This is a genomic window from Novosphingobium sp. 9, assembly GCF_025340265.1.
Classification (GTDB): Bacteria; Pseudomonadota; Alphaproteobacteria; order Sphingomonadales; family Sphingomonadaceae; genus Novosphingobium.
The window spans coordinates 487,567-503,745 of record NZ_CP022707.1 but is presented as its reverse complement, the minus strand read 5'-3'; the positions used below and the strand labels follow the sequence as shown (position 1 = coordinate 503,745).

The following is a 16,179-nucleotide window of genomic DNA, read 5'->3' as shown; positions in this document are numbered from 1 at the left end:
AAACCGGCGATGTGAACGCTGCGAGGACGCTAAGCGCTCTTCCAACAGTCCCGCAATTGCTCTAGTGCCCGCCGGTCATGACCGAGCAGCGCGATTTCAGACCGACCGTCTTCCTCCCGAAGACCGATTTCCCCATGAAGGCTGGGCTTCCCCAGAAGGAGCCGGGTATTCTGGCGCGCTGGCAGGCGGACGACATTTACGCCAGGACGCGTGAGGCGCGCGCCGGTCGCGAACAGTTCATCCTTCACGATGGCCCGCCCTACGCCAATGGCGACATGCATATCGGCCATGCGCTGAACCACATCCTCAAGGACATGGTCGCCCGCACGCAGACGCTGCTGGGCAAGGACGCGCCTTACGTTCCCGGCTGGGACTGCCACGGCCTGCCGATCGAGTGGAAGGTCGAGGAAGAGTACCGCAAGAAGAAGCGCAACAAGGACGAGGTTCCTGCCGAGGAATTCCGCGCCGAATGTCGCGCCTATGCCGCGAACTGGGTGAACGTCCAGCGCGAGCAGTTGAAGCGCCTCGGCGTCAACGGCAACTGGGACAAGCCCTACCTGACGATGGATCCGGAAGCGGAAGGCACCATCGTCGGCGAACTGCTGAAATTCGCCGAGAGCGGCCAGCTCTATCGCGGCGCCAAGCCGGTGATGTGGTCCCCTGTCGAGAAGACCGCACTAGCTGAGGCCGAGGTCGAGTACGAGGACATCACCTCGACCCAGATCGACGTGGCGTTCGAGATCGTCGAGTCGGCCGTGCCGGAACTGGTCGGCGCTTATGCGGTGATCTGGACGACGACGCCCTGGACGATCCCGACCAACCAGGCGCTCGCGTATGGGCCTGAGGTTGAGTATGTTGTTCTCCAGACGTCTTCACTTGGTGTAGTGGGTTGGGGCGAGCAGGAATCCGCAGCTCATGAGAATGTGGGACGCGCCTTATTCGGTCGAAAATTCCTGATTGCGGCTGATCTGCAAAAGACTTTTCAAGATCGACTGTCGGCATACCTGACTGCCTTGTTGAAAGCGGCAGGCCATGACAGCAAAGTCATCTTCCAAGCGAATGCGGAAGTATGGCGTGGCAAAGGCTCCGACCTTGCCGGAACCACAGCCCGCCACCCGATGCATGCCCTCGGCGGGTTCTTCGCCGAGCCGCGTCCGCTACTCGCAGGCGATTTCGTCACCACGGACAGCGGCACCGGCCTCGTCCACATGGCGCCCGACCATGGCGAGGACGACTTCGAGCTGTGCAAGGCCAACGGCATCGGCCCCAAGTTCGTGGTCGAGGCGGACGGCAAGTACCGCGAGGACTGGCTGTGGCTGGCCGGGCAGGGCTCGGTCATCAACCCCAAGTTCAACGCGCCCGAGGGTCCGATCTGCTCGGACCTGCGCGAAGCAGGTGCGCTGCTGGCAGCCTCGGCGGACTACAAGCATTCCTATCCGCACTCGTGGCGTTCCAAGGCCAAGGTGATCTACCGCTGCACGCCGCAGTGGTTCGTGCCGATGGACAGGCCGCTCGAACGTGTCTCGACTTCGCTCGACACGAACGGAGAACAGAACAAAGGTCCGTTCGGGTCGAGCGAAGTCGAGACCCCGACCCTGCGCGAAACGGCGATGCAGGCCATCGCCGAGACGCGTTTCGTCCCCGAAAAGGGCCGCAACCGTATCGGCGCGATGGTCGAAGGGCGTCCCGACTGGGTGCTTTCGCGCCAGCGCGCATGGGGTGTGCCGATCACGCTGTTCGTCGATCGCAAGTCGGGCGAGTACCTCGTCGACAAGGCCGTGAACGCGCGGATCGTTGCGGCGGTGCGTGAAGGCGGCGTCGATGCCTGGTCCGATGCGCGCGCGCAGGAATACCTCGGCGATGCCTATGACGCCGAGCAATTCGAACGCGTTACCGACATTCTCGACGTGTGGTTCGATTCCGGTTCGACCCACGCCTTCGTGCTCGAATCGGGCAAGTGGCCCGAACTGCTGCGTCCCGAAGGCTACGAGGGACCGCATGCGGATCTCTACCTCGAAGGCTCGGATCAGCATCGCGGCTGGTTCCAGTCCTCGCTGCTGGAGGCCTGCGCAACGCGTGGGCATGCGCCCTACAAGGCGGTGCTGACCCACGGTTTCACCATGGATTCCAAGGGCATGAAGATGTCCAAGTCGCTGGGGAACACCATCAGCCCGCTGAAGGTGATGGAGACCAACGGCGCCGACATCATTCGTCTCTGGGCGCTCTCGGTGGACTTCACCGAAGATCACCGCATCGGCGACGAGATCCTGAAAGGCGTTGCGGATCAATACCGTAAGCTGCGCAACACGTTCCGTTACCTCTTGGGTGCGCTGGACGGGTACAACGCGGCAGAGACGGTACAGAACGCAGGCGAGATGCCCGAACTGGAGCGCTACGTGCTCTCGCTGCTGGGCAAGCTTGACGCGACGCTGAAGCAGGCAGTCGCCGACTACGATTTCAACACTTACGTCCGCGCGCTGCTCGATTTCTGCAACGAGGACCTCTCGGCGTTCTTCTTCGATATCCGCAAGGACTGCCTCTACTGCGACGCGCCCGGCGATCCGACCCGCCGCGCCTATCGCACCGTGCTGGACGTGCTGTTCCAGGCGCTGGTGCGCTATGCCGCGCCGGTGATCGTGTTCACGGCAGAGGAAGTCTGGCAGAGCCGCTACCCCGATGCCGAGAGCGTTCACCTGCTCGAATGGCCGGAAGTCCCGGTGGTCGAGGCCGACGCTGCACGCTGGGATGCCCTGCGCGCGCTGCGCCAGCAGGCGACCGAGGCGATCGAGCCGCTGCGCCGCGAGAAGACCGTGCGCTCCAGCCTGGAAGCCGAAGTCACTGTGCCGGAGGCCGCCATTCCGGCAGGCTTCGACGAGGCGCAGCTGGCCGAACTGTTCATCACCGCGAAAGTCCATCGTGGGCAGGGCGAGGCGGTGACTGTCACCCCCTCGCATGACCACAAGTGCGGTCGCTGCTGGCGCCATCTTCCCGAAGTTTCGGAGGATGGCACGCTGTGCGACCGTTGCGAGGATGCCGTGGCGCTGTTCGATGGCGAGGTCCAGGCGTGAGTACGGTTCGCAACCCTTGGCCGCGCCGTGTGATCGGGCTGGTCTTTGCCGCTGTGGTCTTCGCCGCCGATCAGGGGCTGAAAGGCTGGCTGGTCAATGGCTTGCAGCTGCGCGAAAAGGGCGTGATCGACCTTTTGCCGATCTTCGACTTCCGTTTCACGCAGAACCCCGGCGTTTCGCTGGGCCTGTTCACGGCGGGCTCGCCGGAGGGGCGCTGGGCGCTGGTGGCGATGACCGCCGCGATTGCCGGTTTCGTGTTCATCTGGCTGCTGCGCGAGAAGCGCCTGTTCGAGATCGTCGCGCTGGGCGGCGTGCTGGGTGGTGCGCTGGGCAATATCCGTGACCGGTTCACGCTGGGCTATGTCGTCGACTATGCCGACCTGCACTTTGGTGAGTGGCGCCCGTTCCTGATCTTCAACCTTGCCGACGTCGCGATCACGCTCGGCGTCCTGTTTATCCTTGCCCGATCCCTTCTTTCGCGCGACAAGCCCGAAGATGTTGCGGTCGATCCCGCCCCGGAGAGTTGATTTGATGCCGATGAAGAAAGTCGTTGCCCTCCTCGCCGTCGCTGGCGGCGCGTTGCTCGTGTCGGGCTGCGGCAACACCAGCATGTTCAACCACGCCGGGCCTGACGAATTCGCCGTGCAGCGCCAGGCGCCGCTGGTGATCCCGCCGGACTTCGCGATTGCGCCGCCGAAGCAGGGTCAGCCTCGCCCCGCTGACGATTCGGTGCAGCAGCAGACGCTGAATGCCCTGTTCGGTGGTTCGCAGCCGCGCAGCTCGATCGAATCGAACGCGCTGAGCATGGCCGGTTCCGCCGACCCGGCGATCCGTTCGACGGTGGGCGATCCCAACACCTATACGGTCGCCAAGGACCGCGTGACCCAGCAGATTCTTGCGGCGCCGGAAGGCGATGGCCGTGATGCGCAGACTGCCGTGGGCGGCTGAAATTCAGCCGATCACGAACTGAAGTGATGAAAAAGGCCGGGGCATCGCTCCGGCCTTTTTCGTTATTGATGACGAGGCTTCCGGCCAAATCATAACAATATGGTATGGACCGCCCAGTTACTGCCGCTTCGTTGCCGCGCCGCAGAGGCGTATCCTGCTTTCCGAACCAACCGGAAGGCGAGCCATGTCCAGCGTTTCTCCATCGACAGCCCCCACCAACGCCGTCGCCACGGTGTCGCTGAGCGGCACGTTGCAACAGAAGCTTGAGGCCGCTGCTGCTGCCGGGTACGATGGCGTCGAGATCTTCGAGAATGATCTGATCGCCGCGCCGCAGCGCCCCGTCGAGATCAAGCGCATGCTCGACGATCTGGGCCTTGCCTGCATGCTCTACCAGCCGTTCCGCGATTTCGAGGGGATGCCGGGTGACATGCGCGCCCGCGCATTCGATCGCGCCGAGCGCAAGTTCGACCTGATGGGCGAAATCGACTGCGACCGCATCCTTGTCTGCTCCAACTGTTCGCCGCACTCGTCGGGTGACGTGAACCAGATCGTGGCCGACTTCCGCGAACTGGGCGAACGCGCACAGGCACGCGGCATTCGCGTAGGGTACGAGGCGCTCGCCTGGGGGCGGCATGTCAACGATCACCGGCAGGTCTGGGACATCGTCAGCCAGGTCGATCACCCGGCGATCGGCATCATTCTCGACAGCTTCCACTCGCTGTCGCGCCGCATCCCGAGCGAGAGCATCGCGCAGATCCGCGGCGACAAGATCGTCTTCGTGCAACTGGCCGATGCGCCGGTGCTGGATATGGATCTGCTCTACTGGAGCCGCCATTTCCGCAATCTGCCGGGGCAGGGTGGGCTCGACGTCACCACCTTCGTCGCCGAGATTCTCAAGACCGGCTACGACGGCCCACTGTCGCTGGAAATCTTCAACGACCGCTTTCGCTCGGCCTCGACGCGCATGGTGGCGCAGGACGGGCATCGCTCGCTGGAATATATCCGCGACGCGGCGCTGCATCTCAATGGCCAGCCCACGACGATGCCCGCGCCTCAGGCCCCGCTGAAGGCCGAGTTCGTCGAATTCGCGGTGGCGCCCACCGACAGCGCACGGCTTGGCGATACGCTGGGCTCGCTGGGGTTCCGCCATGCCGGGACGCACCGCACCAAGAAGGTCACGCGCTGGAAGCAGGGCAACGTCAATCTCGTCGTCAATGCCGAGGAGAAGGGCTTTGCGCGCTCCTATCGCATAGTTCACGGCCCTTCGATCTGCGCGATCGGCGTTCGCGTGGCGGATGCTCAGGCCGTGATGGACCGGGCAGCGGCGCTCGGAATCAAGGCCTACAGCCCCGAAGGACGCCCCGGCAGGATGGCGATGCCTGCGCTGCGCGGTGTTGGCGGCAGTCTCGTCTATCTGGTCGAGGACAGCGGTGCGGAAGCGCTCTGGGCCCACGAGTTCGCGGCAGTGGCAGAGGCAGGCGATCTGTCGGCGCCCGATGCCGTGCGTGAGATCGACCATCTGGGCGCGGTGGTTCACGGCGACGAGTTCCTGTCGTGGCAACTGTACTGGCGGGCGCTGTTCGGGCTGGAAGGCCGCGATGCACAGGACGTGATCGATCCTTCGGGCCTCGTCAGCAGTCAGGCCTTCCAGTCGCCCGATGGCGCCTTCCGTGTCACCATTAACGGCACCGATGCCCGTGAGACGCTTTCGGCGCGGTTCCTGGCGCAGGGCATGGGCGGCGGCTTCCAGCACGTCGCCTTCGCGTGCGAAGACATTGCGGCGGCATCGACGGCGATGCGGGACAAGGCGGCGTCGCTGCTGGAAATTCCGGCGAACTACTATGACGATCTGGTGGCGCGCTTCGGCTTCGATGAGGCGAAGATCGCGGCCATGGCCGAGGGCAATCTCCTCTATGACGAGGATGCAGCGGGAGCGCCCTATCGCCAGTTCTACAGCCGTGCCTTCGACAAGCTGTTCTTCTTCGAGTTCGTTGAGCGCGAGAACGGCTATGGCGGCTATGGCGCACCCAATGCGGGGATTCGTCTGGCGGCGCAGACCCGGCATCGCGACCCGGAGTTGATAAAGGACTGAGCGGCGTCTCCGCCGAGCAACGAAAAAGGGCCCGACGCCACCGCGTCGGGCCCTTTTTCGTTGGGCTGGAAAGATGGCTCGCGTGTCAGTCGCGCTTGGTTGCTGTCACCAGCGCGCAGCAGATGCCGGACGCTATCGCAGGGACGGCAAAGACCGCGAAGATCGTCGCGAGAGGCACTTTCTCGGCCAGCATGTAGCCGCCCAGCATCGGGCCGATTACGGCGCCGATGCGACCGATGCCCATCGCCCAGCCAAGACCGGTGCTGCGGACCTGTGCGGGGTAGAACTGGGCAGCGAGCGGGTAGACGCCGTTGAAGCCGCCCTGCACGAACACGCCGATCAGGAAGGCGACGAGGAGCGTCTCGGCCAGCGGCATCGAATAGGCGCCGAACACCACCAGCGCGCCTGCGGAGCACAGCAGATAGCCGAAGATCGAGCGGCCAAGGTCCAGCTTCGAGCCGACGAGGCCGATCGAGGTGATGCCCAGGAACGCGCCGACGTTGTAGATCGCACCGGCATAGATCGCCTGCGTTTCGGGCAGGCCCGCCTCGATCGCCAGCTTGGGAATCCAGCTGATGACGAAATAGAGCGTCATGAAGCCGAAGATCGTTGCCGCCCACAGCAGCGAGGTACCGAGCATGCGGCCTTCACCCACAACGCCGCGCAGGCCCGCGCTGCCCTTGGCGGCAGTCTTGCGCTCGGGCAGGGCGTCCAGCGGCGCGCCGCCGATGCGGGCCAGGATCGCGTTGGCCTGCTCCAGCGCGCCCTTGGGCTGGCGAGCGAGCAGGAAGTCGAGCGATTCGGGCAGGAAGAAGATCACCAGCGGCAGCGAGCACAGGCATAGGGCAGCGGCGCCCAGCAGCATCGCCTGCCAGCCGTGCGTGGCCAGTTGTCCGGCAACGATGAACCCGGTGAGCGTCGCGCCGATGGGATAGCCCGCCTGCAGGAAGCCGACCGCAAACGTGCGGTGCTTGGCAGGCGCATATTCGGCCGTCAGCGCAGCCATGCTCGCCAGAACCGTGCCGATGCCGACGCCCACCACGAAGCGCGAGACGATCAGTTCGGTGATCGATCCGGCGATTGCGGAGCCGAACATCGCGACGGTCATCGTCAGCATTGCGGCAAGGATCAGGCGGCGGCGGCCGAACTTGTCGGCCAGCGGTGCGATCAGCAACCCGCCTGCGGCCATCCCGGCGAGGCTGGCGCTGAACACCACGCCGAGTCGATCGGGCGTGACCTGCCAGTCCTTGGACAGCGCGGGCGCGATATAGGACAGGATCAGCACGTCCATGCCGTCCAGCATGTTGAGAATGAAGCAGATCGCCACGACCAGGATCTGGAGGCGCGACCAGCCGTCGGTGCGTTGCTGCGCGGCCTCGTCGACCGTCACATAAGGCCGCACCGATACGGTGCCGGCTGGGGAATAAGTGGCCATGTCACGCCTCTCCAGTATCGCGCGTGTTCGCGTCCGTCCGCCCGGGACCCTCCGGGAATGCTGTAAGGTTCCGTACCGGATGGTTCATTTCCAGCCCTCCCGGCACGCTTATGCATACCGTTAAGTTATGGCAACCCTGTTCCGGACCGCATTTCGGTGCGTGGACGTGGCACGTTGAGCAAGATTGTACGCGCAATTTCCTCGAAGGTCTCGCCGATCATCGGGCGTGCGGCGTCGAGATTGCGCGAGATGTAGACGGGCAGGGACCGGGCTTGTGCCTGCTGGTGCGGCTGGGCGATTTCGAGGAAGCGCACATCGGCGGCATGGCCCTGCATTGCGGTGAAACTGTCCACCAGCGCGATGCCCATGCCATTGGCGACGAAGGCGACCGCCGTTTCGGCAAAGCGCACATATGTCGCCACATCGAGAGTCTCGCCTGCCGCCTCGTACATCGCGGCGATGATCTGGCCGTGGGGTGTCCTGCCGGAATGACTGGATACGCTCACCACGCAAGTCTGCGAGTTCGACGAACTGTCGATCCGCCAGCCGGTGATCGGCAGGCACGGTGCAGACCATGCGGCCATGGCCGATCCGGCTCGACAGGATGCTGGGGTGATCGATGGGAAACACCGTCAGCGCATAGTCGCCGCGCTGGAGCACCAGCCAGTCGTGCGCCTGCTCTACCGAGAGGATGTCGAACTGGATCTGCAGCGCGGGGTAGTTCGCGGTCAGGCGCGCCAGCATGCGTGGGAGCACCGAGTGCCCCAGCGAGGGCGAGGCGCCCACCCGGAACGTGCGGTCCGCGCCTTTGCCCAGCCGAGAAATCACATGGTCGAGATCGCTTATGCCCTTGTAGACATGCTCGATTTCCTCGAACAGTACGCTCGCCTCGCGGGTCGGGACGATGCGGCCACGGGTGCGGTCGAACAGGCGGAACTGGAGGCGGTCTTCCATATGCGCGAGCATGCGGCTGAGGCCGGGCTGCGAGGTGCCCAGCATCTTGGCGGCGCCGCTGATGGTCTTGGCGATCATCACCGCGCGGAAGATTTCGATCTGTCGGATCGTCAGCATGGTTCCGGCTAGCACTTCGTGAGGCATGCGCCAATCGGCCGGTTTGCCCAGTCTGGCAGGGGTGGGTTAGGGGCCTCTATCCAGCAGTTAGAGGTGGGTTAGACATGCGCGAGATTTCAGTGGCCATTGCCGGTTTCGGGCGGGTCGGACGGCAGATCGGCGAACTGCTGCTGGCCCGTCGCGAACGCTATCGGGCGGTGTATGGCACGGATGTCCGGCTGGTCGCAGCCTGCGGATCGAGAGCGGGTCTGGCCTCTTCAGAGGGGTTGGAAGTGGCAGATTTCGGACGTTTCGAGGCTGGGCGGCACGGATCCGATTTCCTCCTGTCCGCAGGTCCCGATGTGCTGATCGAGGCTGGGCCGAGCGATTTCGTGATGGGCGGTCCGGCGCTGGAATACCTTACGGCGGCACTGACGGCGGGGATCGATGCGGTGGTCGTCTCGAAAGGCGCACTGGTTCATTCCGGTGTGCAATTACGGGCGATTTCAGAAGGTTCCGGGGCACGCCTGAAGATCAGCGGGGCGACGGCGGCGGCCTTGCCGACGATCGATCTGATCGAGACCGGGCTGCTCGGCTGCCGGGTTCTGGCACTGGAGGGGGTGCTGAACGCGACCACGAACTATCTGCTCAACGCCATGATTTCGCGGGGAATCGAGTATGCCGAGGCTCTGGCGGAGGCACAGGCGGGGGCTTTGCCGAGGCCGATCCCGCCCGCGATGTCGAGGGGTGGGATACGGCCTGCAAGCTGCTGATTCTGGCCAACTTCGGCCTCGGGGCAGAGCTTGCGATGCGCGATATCGACGTTTCCGGTATCCAGCACGTGACGGCGGCGCAGGTACGAGAGTGGCGCGAGTCCGGACTCGTTCCGCGTCTTGTGGGCATGTTGAAGACGACAGAGACGGGGTACAAGGCGACTGTAGGCGTCAGAACCTACGCCAATGACGATCCGTTCGCGCATATCGCCGGAAAAACCAAGGCGCTGCGCGTCACCACCGATGCGATGGGCGAGATCGTCACCATGGGAGGCGGGGCCGAACCGATGGCGACCGCCAGTGCCGCGCTCAAGGACCTGGAACTGTTGCTGGCCCGGCCGCGCCGCTGATCACGTCTCCGGCATCGATTGCGAGCCAGCCGTCGTCGATGTCCGCATGTTCGAGGCGCTCGCTGCCGGGTTTGGGAATCCGCAGCGTTTCCTCGCGGCCATCGTATCGGCGTGTCACGATCCAGCGGCGTGCGTTCTCCTCCAGCACGTAATCGCCGCGGGCGTAGAGATCGGGATCGTGGGCGCGGCGGGCGAACAGGTGCCGGGTGAGCGCCAGCTTGCGCCCCGAAAGCGAGGCCTCGTCTCCCGTCAGTGCGGCAATGGCAGCGTGATCGACGGGGCGGCGGTTGTCGGGATCGGTCAGGGCAACATGCTCGATCTCGCTGCCGCGATAGATGTCGGGAATACCGGGGGCGGTCAGCTGGAAGGCAACCTGCGCCAGCACCAGCGCTTCGCGTACCGTATCGAAATCCGCCGCCTCCGCTGCCGACCACAGGCGGTGCCGCTCAAGGTCAGAGAGCATCCCGAGACAGAGCTTGGCCGTTTGTGCTTCCACGGCTTCGTCCGGGGCTTCGTGCGAGGACAGCGCCTTGCCTTCGCGCAGGGCCTTGGCGAGATGCGCGGTAATACGCGCTTGCGCTTCTGCGGCGCCGCGCATCACGAGCGCGGTCTGCAAGGCATAGAGCCCCAGCGCTTCGGGCAGCCGGGCCATGGCGGCGCGTTTGCGGGCCTCGGCATAGAGCCGCGTGGCCAGTACCGGTCGCCAGGCCAGCGCGATCAGCGCAGCACGGGCATCGACGCTGCGCTTGGTATCGTGGGTGGAAAGGGTGGAGAGGGCCAGCGGGGTTCGTGTCGCACGGGCTTGCATCAGCGCGGCGAACGCCTCTGTATCCAGCGTGCCGAGATCGGGCTCGGCCCCACTTCGCATAGCGCCAGACAGGCGACATCGCGATAGAACAGCGTGTCTTCTTCGGACTTGGCGGTAAGCGCGCCGGTCAGTTGTTCGAAGCGGGCCGCGAAGGCACGGGCCGGAGGATCGTCGGGCGCGTGGAGCAGATCGGCGAGCAGCATCGCGCCATGATCGGCATGACGTGCCAGCGCTGCCTGCGCCTGTGCAGCCGGTGGGCAACCGTCGGCTGTATAGGAGCGATAGACCGGCCAGTCGCAGGCCAGTGCATCGAGCGCATCGGCCAGCAGTGCATCGTCGTGACGGGCAGCGAGACCTGCGCCATCGTCGCCGTCCGCCGCAAGCGCTTCGCGGGCTGCTGCGAGCACGCGGGCGCGTTCCGGTGCGAACATATCCGCCAGCAGTTCGCGGCGCACCGTCTGCATGGCCTCGGCATAGCGTTCGGGGATCGCACCCTCGGCGGCTTCGCGCAGAGCGGCAAGGCCTGCTTCGGGAAGCAGCAGGCGGGTGAGCGGGGCAATGAATTCGTACCCGCTCATTCCCGCGACCGGCCAGGGCGGCAGCGTTTCGTCCGCCTTGACGATCTTCTCGATCCAGATCGGGATCGGTTCGGACGATACGGCGTCCAGTGCCGTGCGCAGGCGGTGGAGATAGCCGCCGGGCCGCGCAAGGCCATCGACATGATCGACCCGAATGCCCTGTATGCGGCCCGCGGCAACCTGATTGAGTAGCCAGCGATGCGTGGCCTCGAACACGGCAGGGTCTTCCTGCCGGACTCCGATCAGCCCCGTCACGTTGAAGAAGCGGCGGTGGATGATCCGATCTGCCGTGTCGCGCCAGTGACCGAGGCTCCAGTGCTGTTGGGCCAGCAGATCGTCGAGCGCGGGGCCATCGAGAGGGCGCTCGCCTGACACCAGCGCGATGGCGAGCGGGGTGGGATTGAGTGGCCAGTCTTCGTCGTAGATTCTGAGGCGCGGGTCCTCGGCGGTCCCGGCCATGGCGATCGCTCGAGCATCGAGCAGGTCGGTGGCCGGGCGATCCAGCACCGGGGCGTGCAGGCGACCGCGAGACCAGTCGATATCGAATATCGCGGCGTGTTCGCTTTCCTCTCCGTGGCGCAGTACGTCGGCAAGCAGCGGGTTCTGCGGGGTGAAGGCCATGTGGTTGGGCACGATGTCGAGAACCAGGCCGATCCCGGCGTTGCGGGCCGTATCTGCCAGAGCCTCGAAAGCGGCTTGCCCCCCCAGTGCCCGATCTACTTCGGCAGGGTTCGCCACATCGTAGCCATGGGTCGATCCTCGCGCGGCGGTGAGCAGTGGGGAGAGGTAGAGGTGGCTGATCCGCAGCGTCTTCAGCCAGGGCAGAAGATCGCGCGCGGCGGAAAGATCCACGCCATTGCGCAATTGCAGGCGATAGGTGGCAACAGGCGTGGGAATTGGTGGGACCTCGGGCGATGAACTGTCGGGCATCGGTATCACTCCGCTAACGGGCGCGAGATCGCGGTGAAGGAGAGCGCGAAGGGACTGTCGGCGCTTTCGAGAACGAGCAGGGCATGGTCGTGTGGTGCGAAGGCATCGTTCGCGCTGGCTTCGCCCAGTCGGGCGCGCAGTGCGAGGCGACCGGGGACAAAATCCCACAAGGCATCGATTACCGTGCCTTCCCGGTCGACATCGCAGGCGGGCATAGGATTTGCATGGAGCAACGGCGCCACGTGCGCGGCACGCAAGGCGAGCAGGCGCGTTACGAACGCTTCGTGCGCGTGCTGGGCGTCGCTGCGCGGAAAGCCGATGCGCGATGCGGCGAACGTCGCCGGATCGAGCGGGTCCGGCACGTCGCCGCCGAACGAGGCGAACAGCGCGAACTCTTCCGCGCGGCCCTTGCGCACCGCTTCGGCCAGGTCGCCGGAGAAATCGCAGAAGAACTGGAAAGGCGCATCGGTGAGAAACTCGTCGCCCATGAACAGCATCGGCGTGAAGGGGGCGAGCAGTGTCAGCGCGGTCATCACGCGCAGGGCATGTCGGTCCGTTACCAGATGGTGCAGGCGTTCGCCTTTCGCGCGGTTGCCGACCTGATCGTGATTGCCGAGGAAATTGACGAAGGCGGTGCGTGGCAGATGCGCGCTCGGCTCGCCGCGAGCATGGGAGGCAGGCGAGGCGGTGCGGGGCTGGCCCTGCTCGACATAGCCGTCGCGTAGGGCCGTCTCGATATCGGCGAGCGGATCGACGGCGAAGGGGGCGTAGTAGCTTTCGGCCTCGCCCGTCAGCAGGCAATGGACGGCGTGATGCCAGTCATCGTTCCAGGTGCCGTCGAACGGCGCCTCGGGCGTGAAATAGCGTGCCTTGTTGCGCTCGTCTTCGGTGACGAGGTGGATGGGGCGGCCCCAGTCGCGTGCCTTGATGCGGGTGCCCAGTTCATCGAGGAAATGCACCTCGCTGCGATCGTCGATGGCGTGGACGGCATCGAGCCGCAGGCCGTCGAGCAGGTAGTCTTCCAGCCAGGCCAGCGCACTGCCAAGGAAGTATTCGCGCACGGCGGGCACTTCCCAGGCGATCCCTTCGCCCCAAGCCGATCGGCGTCCGGTGTGGAAGAACGAGGGGCACCATTCGGCGAGGTAATTGCCGGACGGACCAAGGTGGTTGTGTACCACGTCGAGCAGCACGCCGATGCCCAGCGCATGGGCGGTGGCGACAAAATCGCGCAAGTCCTGCGGCGTACCATAGACATTGTGCAGGCACCAGGGCAGCACCCCGTCGTAGCCCCAGCCTCGCGTTCCGTCGAACTGGGCCAGCGGCATGAGTTCTATCAGCGTCACCCCAGCGATTTCAGGCGCGGAAGCTCACGGATCGCAGCAGCCAGCGTACCAGTGGGGGTGAACGTGCCGAGATGAAGCTCGTAGATTACGGCATTGCCCCAGGCGATGCCCTGCCAGTCGCGATCGGCGGCTGACGCGGCTGACGCGGCTGACAAGGCGCGAAAGTCTGTCAGAAGACTTGGGCCGTGAACGTCGCCTGCCTGTACGCGCGCGGCGGGATCGGGCCGATCACGTCCATCGAGGCGCCAGAGATAGGACATGCCGGGATCGGCTTGGGTTTCCACCTGCCACCACCCGTCGCCTGCCGGTTCCGCCGGGATGGTCGCGCCTCCGAGGAGAAGCGCCGCTTCGGCGATATCCGGTGCCCACAGGCCAAAGCGCCAGCGGCTCTCGGTAGTAGCGAGAGCGTCGACGGGATGAGCACCCCACCGGGCGCCAACCGCAGCAATCGTAAAATCGGCAGGGGCAATGGAGACGGTCATGATGGCGGCCTCGCTTGAATTCGGTGCGGATCATCGAATCCCGATGTCGCCGGAATGCGCGAAATGCTCTGCCGTTCCCGGTGCCGCGGGCGAATGGACAAACGGGCGCCGCATGTGTGACGAAACGCGTGGATTGCGTGACAATTTGCTACAAGCTCGAAATCCGAGGGCTACACCCCTGCGCCAGCTTGGCGAAGATGGTGTGCCAGAACTCAGGATTTTCCTCGCCCCGATGGAAGTGCATCGATGGGCTTGCCCCCCGGTATTTACAATCACCGGAGGAATTACTTCCGTATGGAAGTAATATTTTCAACGATTTTATTCTGCCGATGCAGGCATCCCAGCGATGAGCGCATCGCGTTTACTATTGCATGCCCGTACCGGTCTGCTTGCCTTGTGCTGTGCCAGCTTGTGCGCCGCAGGCGGTCGCTGGGCGGTGGAGAACCCCGATGGCATGGGCGCGCCAGCGCTCAAGGTTCTGGCCAAGGCGCCGGGCTTCGCCGCCGACACGATCGGAGATCTGGTTCGCAACCCCTTCGATGAATCGCTGACGCCCGATGCCTTCGCCGGCAAGCATGACTACCTGCCCGTGCCAGACCATACGGGCCACGGGATCGATGGTTTGGTCATGCGCCGCGATCTTGCCGGACCCACGCCGTTGCCCGGCTGGCGACTGCTAGTGGGGATTTTCGAGATGCAGGGCAGGCCGGGCTACGCCGTGTTGGCGATCTCGCCGCAGATGGCGATCGAGCGGGTTTGGCCGATCGAGGGTGCGATGCTGGTCGAGCGCCATCTTTCGGTAGGACAGGCACCGTTCCCGCACGGCTTTGCGGTTTTGCCCGACGGTTCGATGGTGCTCGGCTTCGATAGCCAGTTGCTGCCAGTGCGTTTCAATGCCTGCGGCCAGTCCATGTGGATCGGAGACGAGCGCCTGACCCACGCGATCAACCCGACCGATGACAACCGCTTTGCCTGGAGCATCGGCGCGGAGGACGATATTCGCAAGATCGATCTCGCCTCCGGGCATACCGTGCGCGACATCACGGTGGATGCGATCCGCAAGGCTAACCCCGATCTCACCGTGCTCGAGATGCGCCGGGTCGACGATAACGCGCTGGGACAGAACCCGCGCGGCGATGCCGGTCGCTATTATCACGATGCGTTTCACACCAACGATGCCGAGCCGTTGCCCGCTGCCTATGCCAAGGCTTTCCCCGAGTTCCGCGCGGGCGATCTGCTGGTCAGCATGCGCTCGCTCAATCTGGTGATGGTGGTCGATCCGGCGACGCTGAAAGTGAAATGGCACGCCAATGACGTGACCTTGCGCCAGCACGATCCGGACTGGGAGCCCGATGGCACGATCACCGTGTTCGACAACCAGAACGGTCGCCAGTCGACCCGCATCGTCCGCTTCGATCCGCGTAATCCCGACAGCGATCACAACTATGCGGTGGCGCTGGCGGGGGGACCGCTCGATTTCTATTCGCGCATTCGCGGCAAGCACCAGAGCCTGCCCGATGGCGGGATGCTGATCACCAGCTCCGAGCAGGGCCGCATCTTCGAGACCGATGCGCAAGGCCGCATCGCGATGGAGATGCTGGTCCACGATCCCGAACAGCCGGGCCAGAACTTCGTGGTCTCCGAAGCCCGCTGGTTCCCGACCGATTCTCCCACTTTGCACAAGGTGCTGTCATGTCCCGCGAAATCTTCTTCCGCTTCGTAGTTCTCGGCGTTCTCGCAGCGTCGCTGATGGCCAGCCCGGCGCAGGCCTACGTCGGACCGGGATCGGGGCTGGGCGCCATCGGCGTGGTGTTCGGTGTGATCGGCACGGTGTTCCTTAGTCTCGTCTCGCTGGTGTGGTATCCGCTCAAGCGCGGTTATCGCCGGGTGCGCGGCGCGCTTTCGCGGATTCGCGGCGCGGCCGAGTGAGCGCGTTGGCGGCGATTGATGCAACGGCCTGGCTGATCGCGGCAGGGTTGTGCTGCGTGGCGAGCGAGGTGTTCTCCCGCCTGCCGATCCTGTCGGTGACGATGGGTATGGCCGGGCACGGGCGCGCGGCCGGAAAGATGCTGCTCTCGCGTCGGATTTCCGAGCACTGGAAAGAGCGCATGGCGCCGGTCTACGCGCGCCGGATGGGCGCCTCCACGCTGGTTCTGGCGGGCTGGTTCGTGTTGTTCGCAGCGCTCATCTCGCTGCTGCTGCTGGCAGGCGAGCGGTTGCATCCCGGCCTGACCATGCGGCTGGAGAGCGGCATCGGGCTGCTTTTCGCGCTCGCCGTCTCCAGTCTCTACCTGCTTGTCCGCAAGTACGTCTCGCGATGAA

Annotated in this window: 15 protein-coding genes; 9 read left to right on the top strand and 6 right to left on the bottom strand. The window is 64.9% G+C overall.

All coding sequences use genetic code 11. The features are described 5' to 3' along the window. Nucleotides 1–77 precede the first annotated feature (77 nt). The 4 genes from ileS to CI805_RS02475 all read left to right on the top strand — a co-directional run bounded on the left by ileS (nt 78) and on the right by CI805_RS02475 (nt 6,108). Entirely contained in the window at nt 78–3,068 is a 2,991-nt protein-coding gene (gene ileS / locus CI805_RS02490; protein WP_260925837.1) for an isoleucine--tRNA ligase, read from the top strand. Then, a complete protein-coding gene (gene lspA, locus CI805_RS02485; protein WP_260925835.1) occupies nt 3,065–3,595 on the top strand; it encodes a signal peptidase II in 531 nt (176 codons plus the stop codon). The genes ileS and lspA overlap by 4 nt, the downstream gene beginning before the upstream one ends. Before the next feature lie 4 nt (nt 3,596–3,599). Continuing rightward, nucleotides 3,600–4,016, top strand: a complete 417-nt coding sequence (locus tag CI805_RS02480; RefSeq protein ID WP_260925832.1) for a DUF3035 domain-containing protein — start codon at nt 3,600–3,602, stop codon at nt 4,014–4,016. Nucleotides 4,017–4,200: 184 nt separating this feature from the next. After that, a complete protein-coding gene (locus tag CI805_RS02475; RefSeq protein WP_260925830.1) occupies nt 4,201–6,108 on the top strand; it encodes a bifunctional sugar phosphate isomerase/epimerase/4-hydroxyphenylpyruvate dioxygenase family protein in 1,908 nt (635 codons plus the stop codon). 85 nt (nt 6,109–6,193) lie between these two features. Here the strand turns inward: CI805_RS02475 and CI805_RS02470 are convergent, their stop codons facing one another. Next, on the bottom strand, nt 6,194–7,543 hold the full coding sequence (locus tag CI805_RS02470) for an MFS transporter (RefSeq protein ID WP_260925828.1): 1,350 nt from the start codon (nt 7,541–7,543) through the stop codon (nt 6,194–6,196). Nucleotides 7,544–7,663: 120 nt separating this feature from the next. Then, the gene (locus CI805_RS02465) at nt 7,664–8,575 is read right to left on the bottom strand and encodes a LysR family transcriptional regulator (protein ID WP_260927721.1); all 912 of its coding nucleotides are present in this window, start codon (nt 8,573–8,575) and stop codon (nt 7,664–7,666) included. A 143-nt stretch (nt 8,576–8,718) separates the two neighbouring features. Here CI805_RS02465 and CI805_RS02460 point away from each other — a divergent pair, with 143 nt between their 5' ends. Both CI805_RS02460 and CI805_RS02455 read left to right on the top strand, forming a co-directional pair. Continuing rightward, nucleotides 8,719–9,366, top strand: coding sequence for a hypothetical protein (locus CI805_RS02460; protein WP_260925826.1), 648 nt, complete (start codon nt 8,719–8,721; stop codon nt 9,364–9,366). Then, nucleotides 9,360–9,716 carry a hypothetical protein gene (locus tag CI805_RS02455; RefSeq protein WP_313958540.1) on the top strand — a complete coding sequence of 119 codons (357 nt, stop codon included), beginning with the start codon at nt 9,360–9,362 and terminating at the stop codon, nt 9,714–9,716. Before CI805_RS02460 ends, CI805_RS02455 begins: the two co-directional genes overlap by 7 nt. On the opposite strand, the gene CI805_RS02450 is transcribed toward CI805_RS02455, so the two are convergent. The 4 genes from CI805_RS02450 to CI805_RS02435 are packed head-to-tail and all read right to left on the bottom strand — an operon-like array spanning nt 9,676 to nt 13,857. Next, entirely contained in the window at nt 9,676–10,524 is an 849-nt protein-coding gene (locus tag CI805_RS02450; RefSeq protein WP_260925824.1) for a hypothetical protein, read from the bottom strand. The genes CI805_RS02455 and CI805_RS02450 overlap by 41 nt on opposite strands. After that, nucleotides 10,524–12,032 carry an alpha-amylase family glycosyl hydrolase gene (locus CI805_RS02445; protein ID WP_260925822.1) on the bottom strand — a complete coding sequence of 503 codons (1,509 nt, stop codon included), beginning with the start codon at nt 12,030–12,032 and terminating at the stop codon, nt 10,524–10,526. Before CI805_RS02445 ends, CI805_RS02450 begins: the two co-directional genes overlap by 1 nt. A 5-nt stretch (nt 12,033–12,037) precedes the next feature. After that, the gene (locus CI805_RS02440) at nt 12,038–13,375 is read right to left on the bottom strand and encodes an alpha-amylase family glycosyl hydrolase (protein ID WP_260925820.1); all 1,338 of its coding nucleotides are present in this window, start codon (nt 13,373–13,375) and stop codon (nt 12,038–12,040) included. Beyond that, nucleotides 13,372–13,857, bottom strand: coding sequence for a hypothetical protein (locus tag CI805_RS02435; protein ID WP_260925818.1), 486 nt, complete (start codon nt 13,855–13,857; stop codon nt 13,372–13,374). Before CI805_RS02435 ends, CI805_RS02440 begins: the two co-directional genes overlap by 4 nt. A 346-nt stretch (nt 13,858–14,203) precedes the next feature. Between CI805_RS02435 and CI805_RS02430 the strand changes: the two genes are divergently transcribed. From CI805_RS02430 to CI805_RS02420, 3 genes are read left to right on the top strand one after another with little or no spacing between them, the layout of a single operon-like run. After that, on the top strand, nt 14,204–15,580 hold the full coding sequence (locus CI805_RS02430) for an arylsulfotransferase family protein (protein WP_260925803.1): 1,377 nt from the start codon (nt 14,204–14,206) through the stop codon (nt 15,578–15,580). Next, nucleotides 15,550–15,786 (top strand): hypothetical protein, encoded by a 237-nt coding sequence (locus CI805_RS02425; RefSeq protein WP_260925801.1) that lies wholly within the window; start codon nt 15,550–15,552, stop codon nt 15,784–15,786. The genes CI805_RS02430 and CI805_RS02425 overlap by 31 nt, the downstream gene beginning before the upstream one ends. Next, nucleotides 15,783–16,178, top strand: coding sequence for a hypothetical protein (locus tag CI805_RS02420; protein ID WP_260925799.1), 396 nt, complete (start codon nt 15,783–15,785; stop codon nt 16,176–16,178). Before CI805_RS02425 ends, CI805_RS02420 begins: the two co-directional genes overlap by 4 nt. Nucleotide 16,179 lies beyond the last annotated feature (1 nt).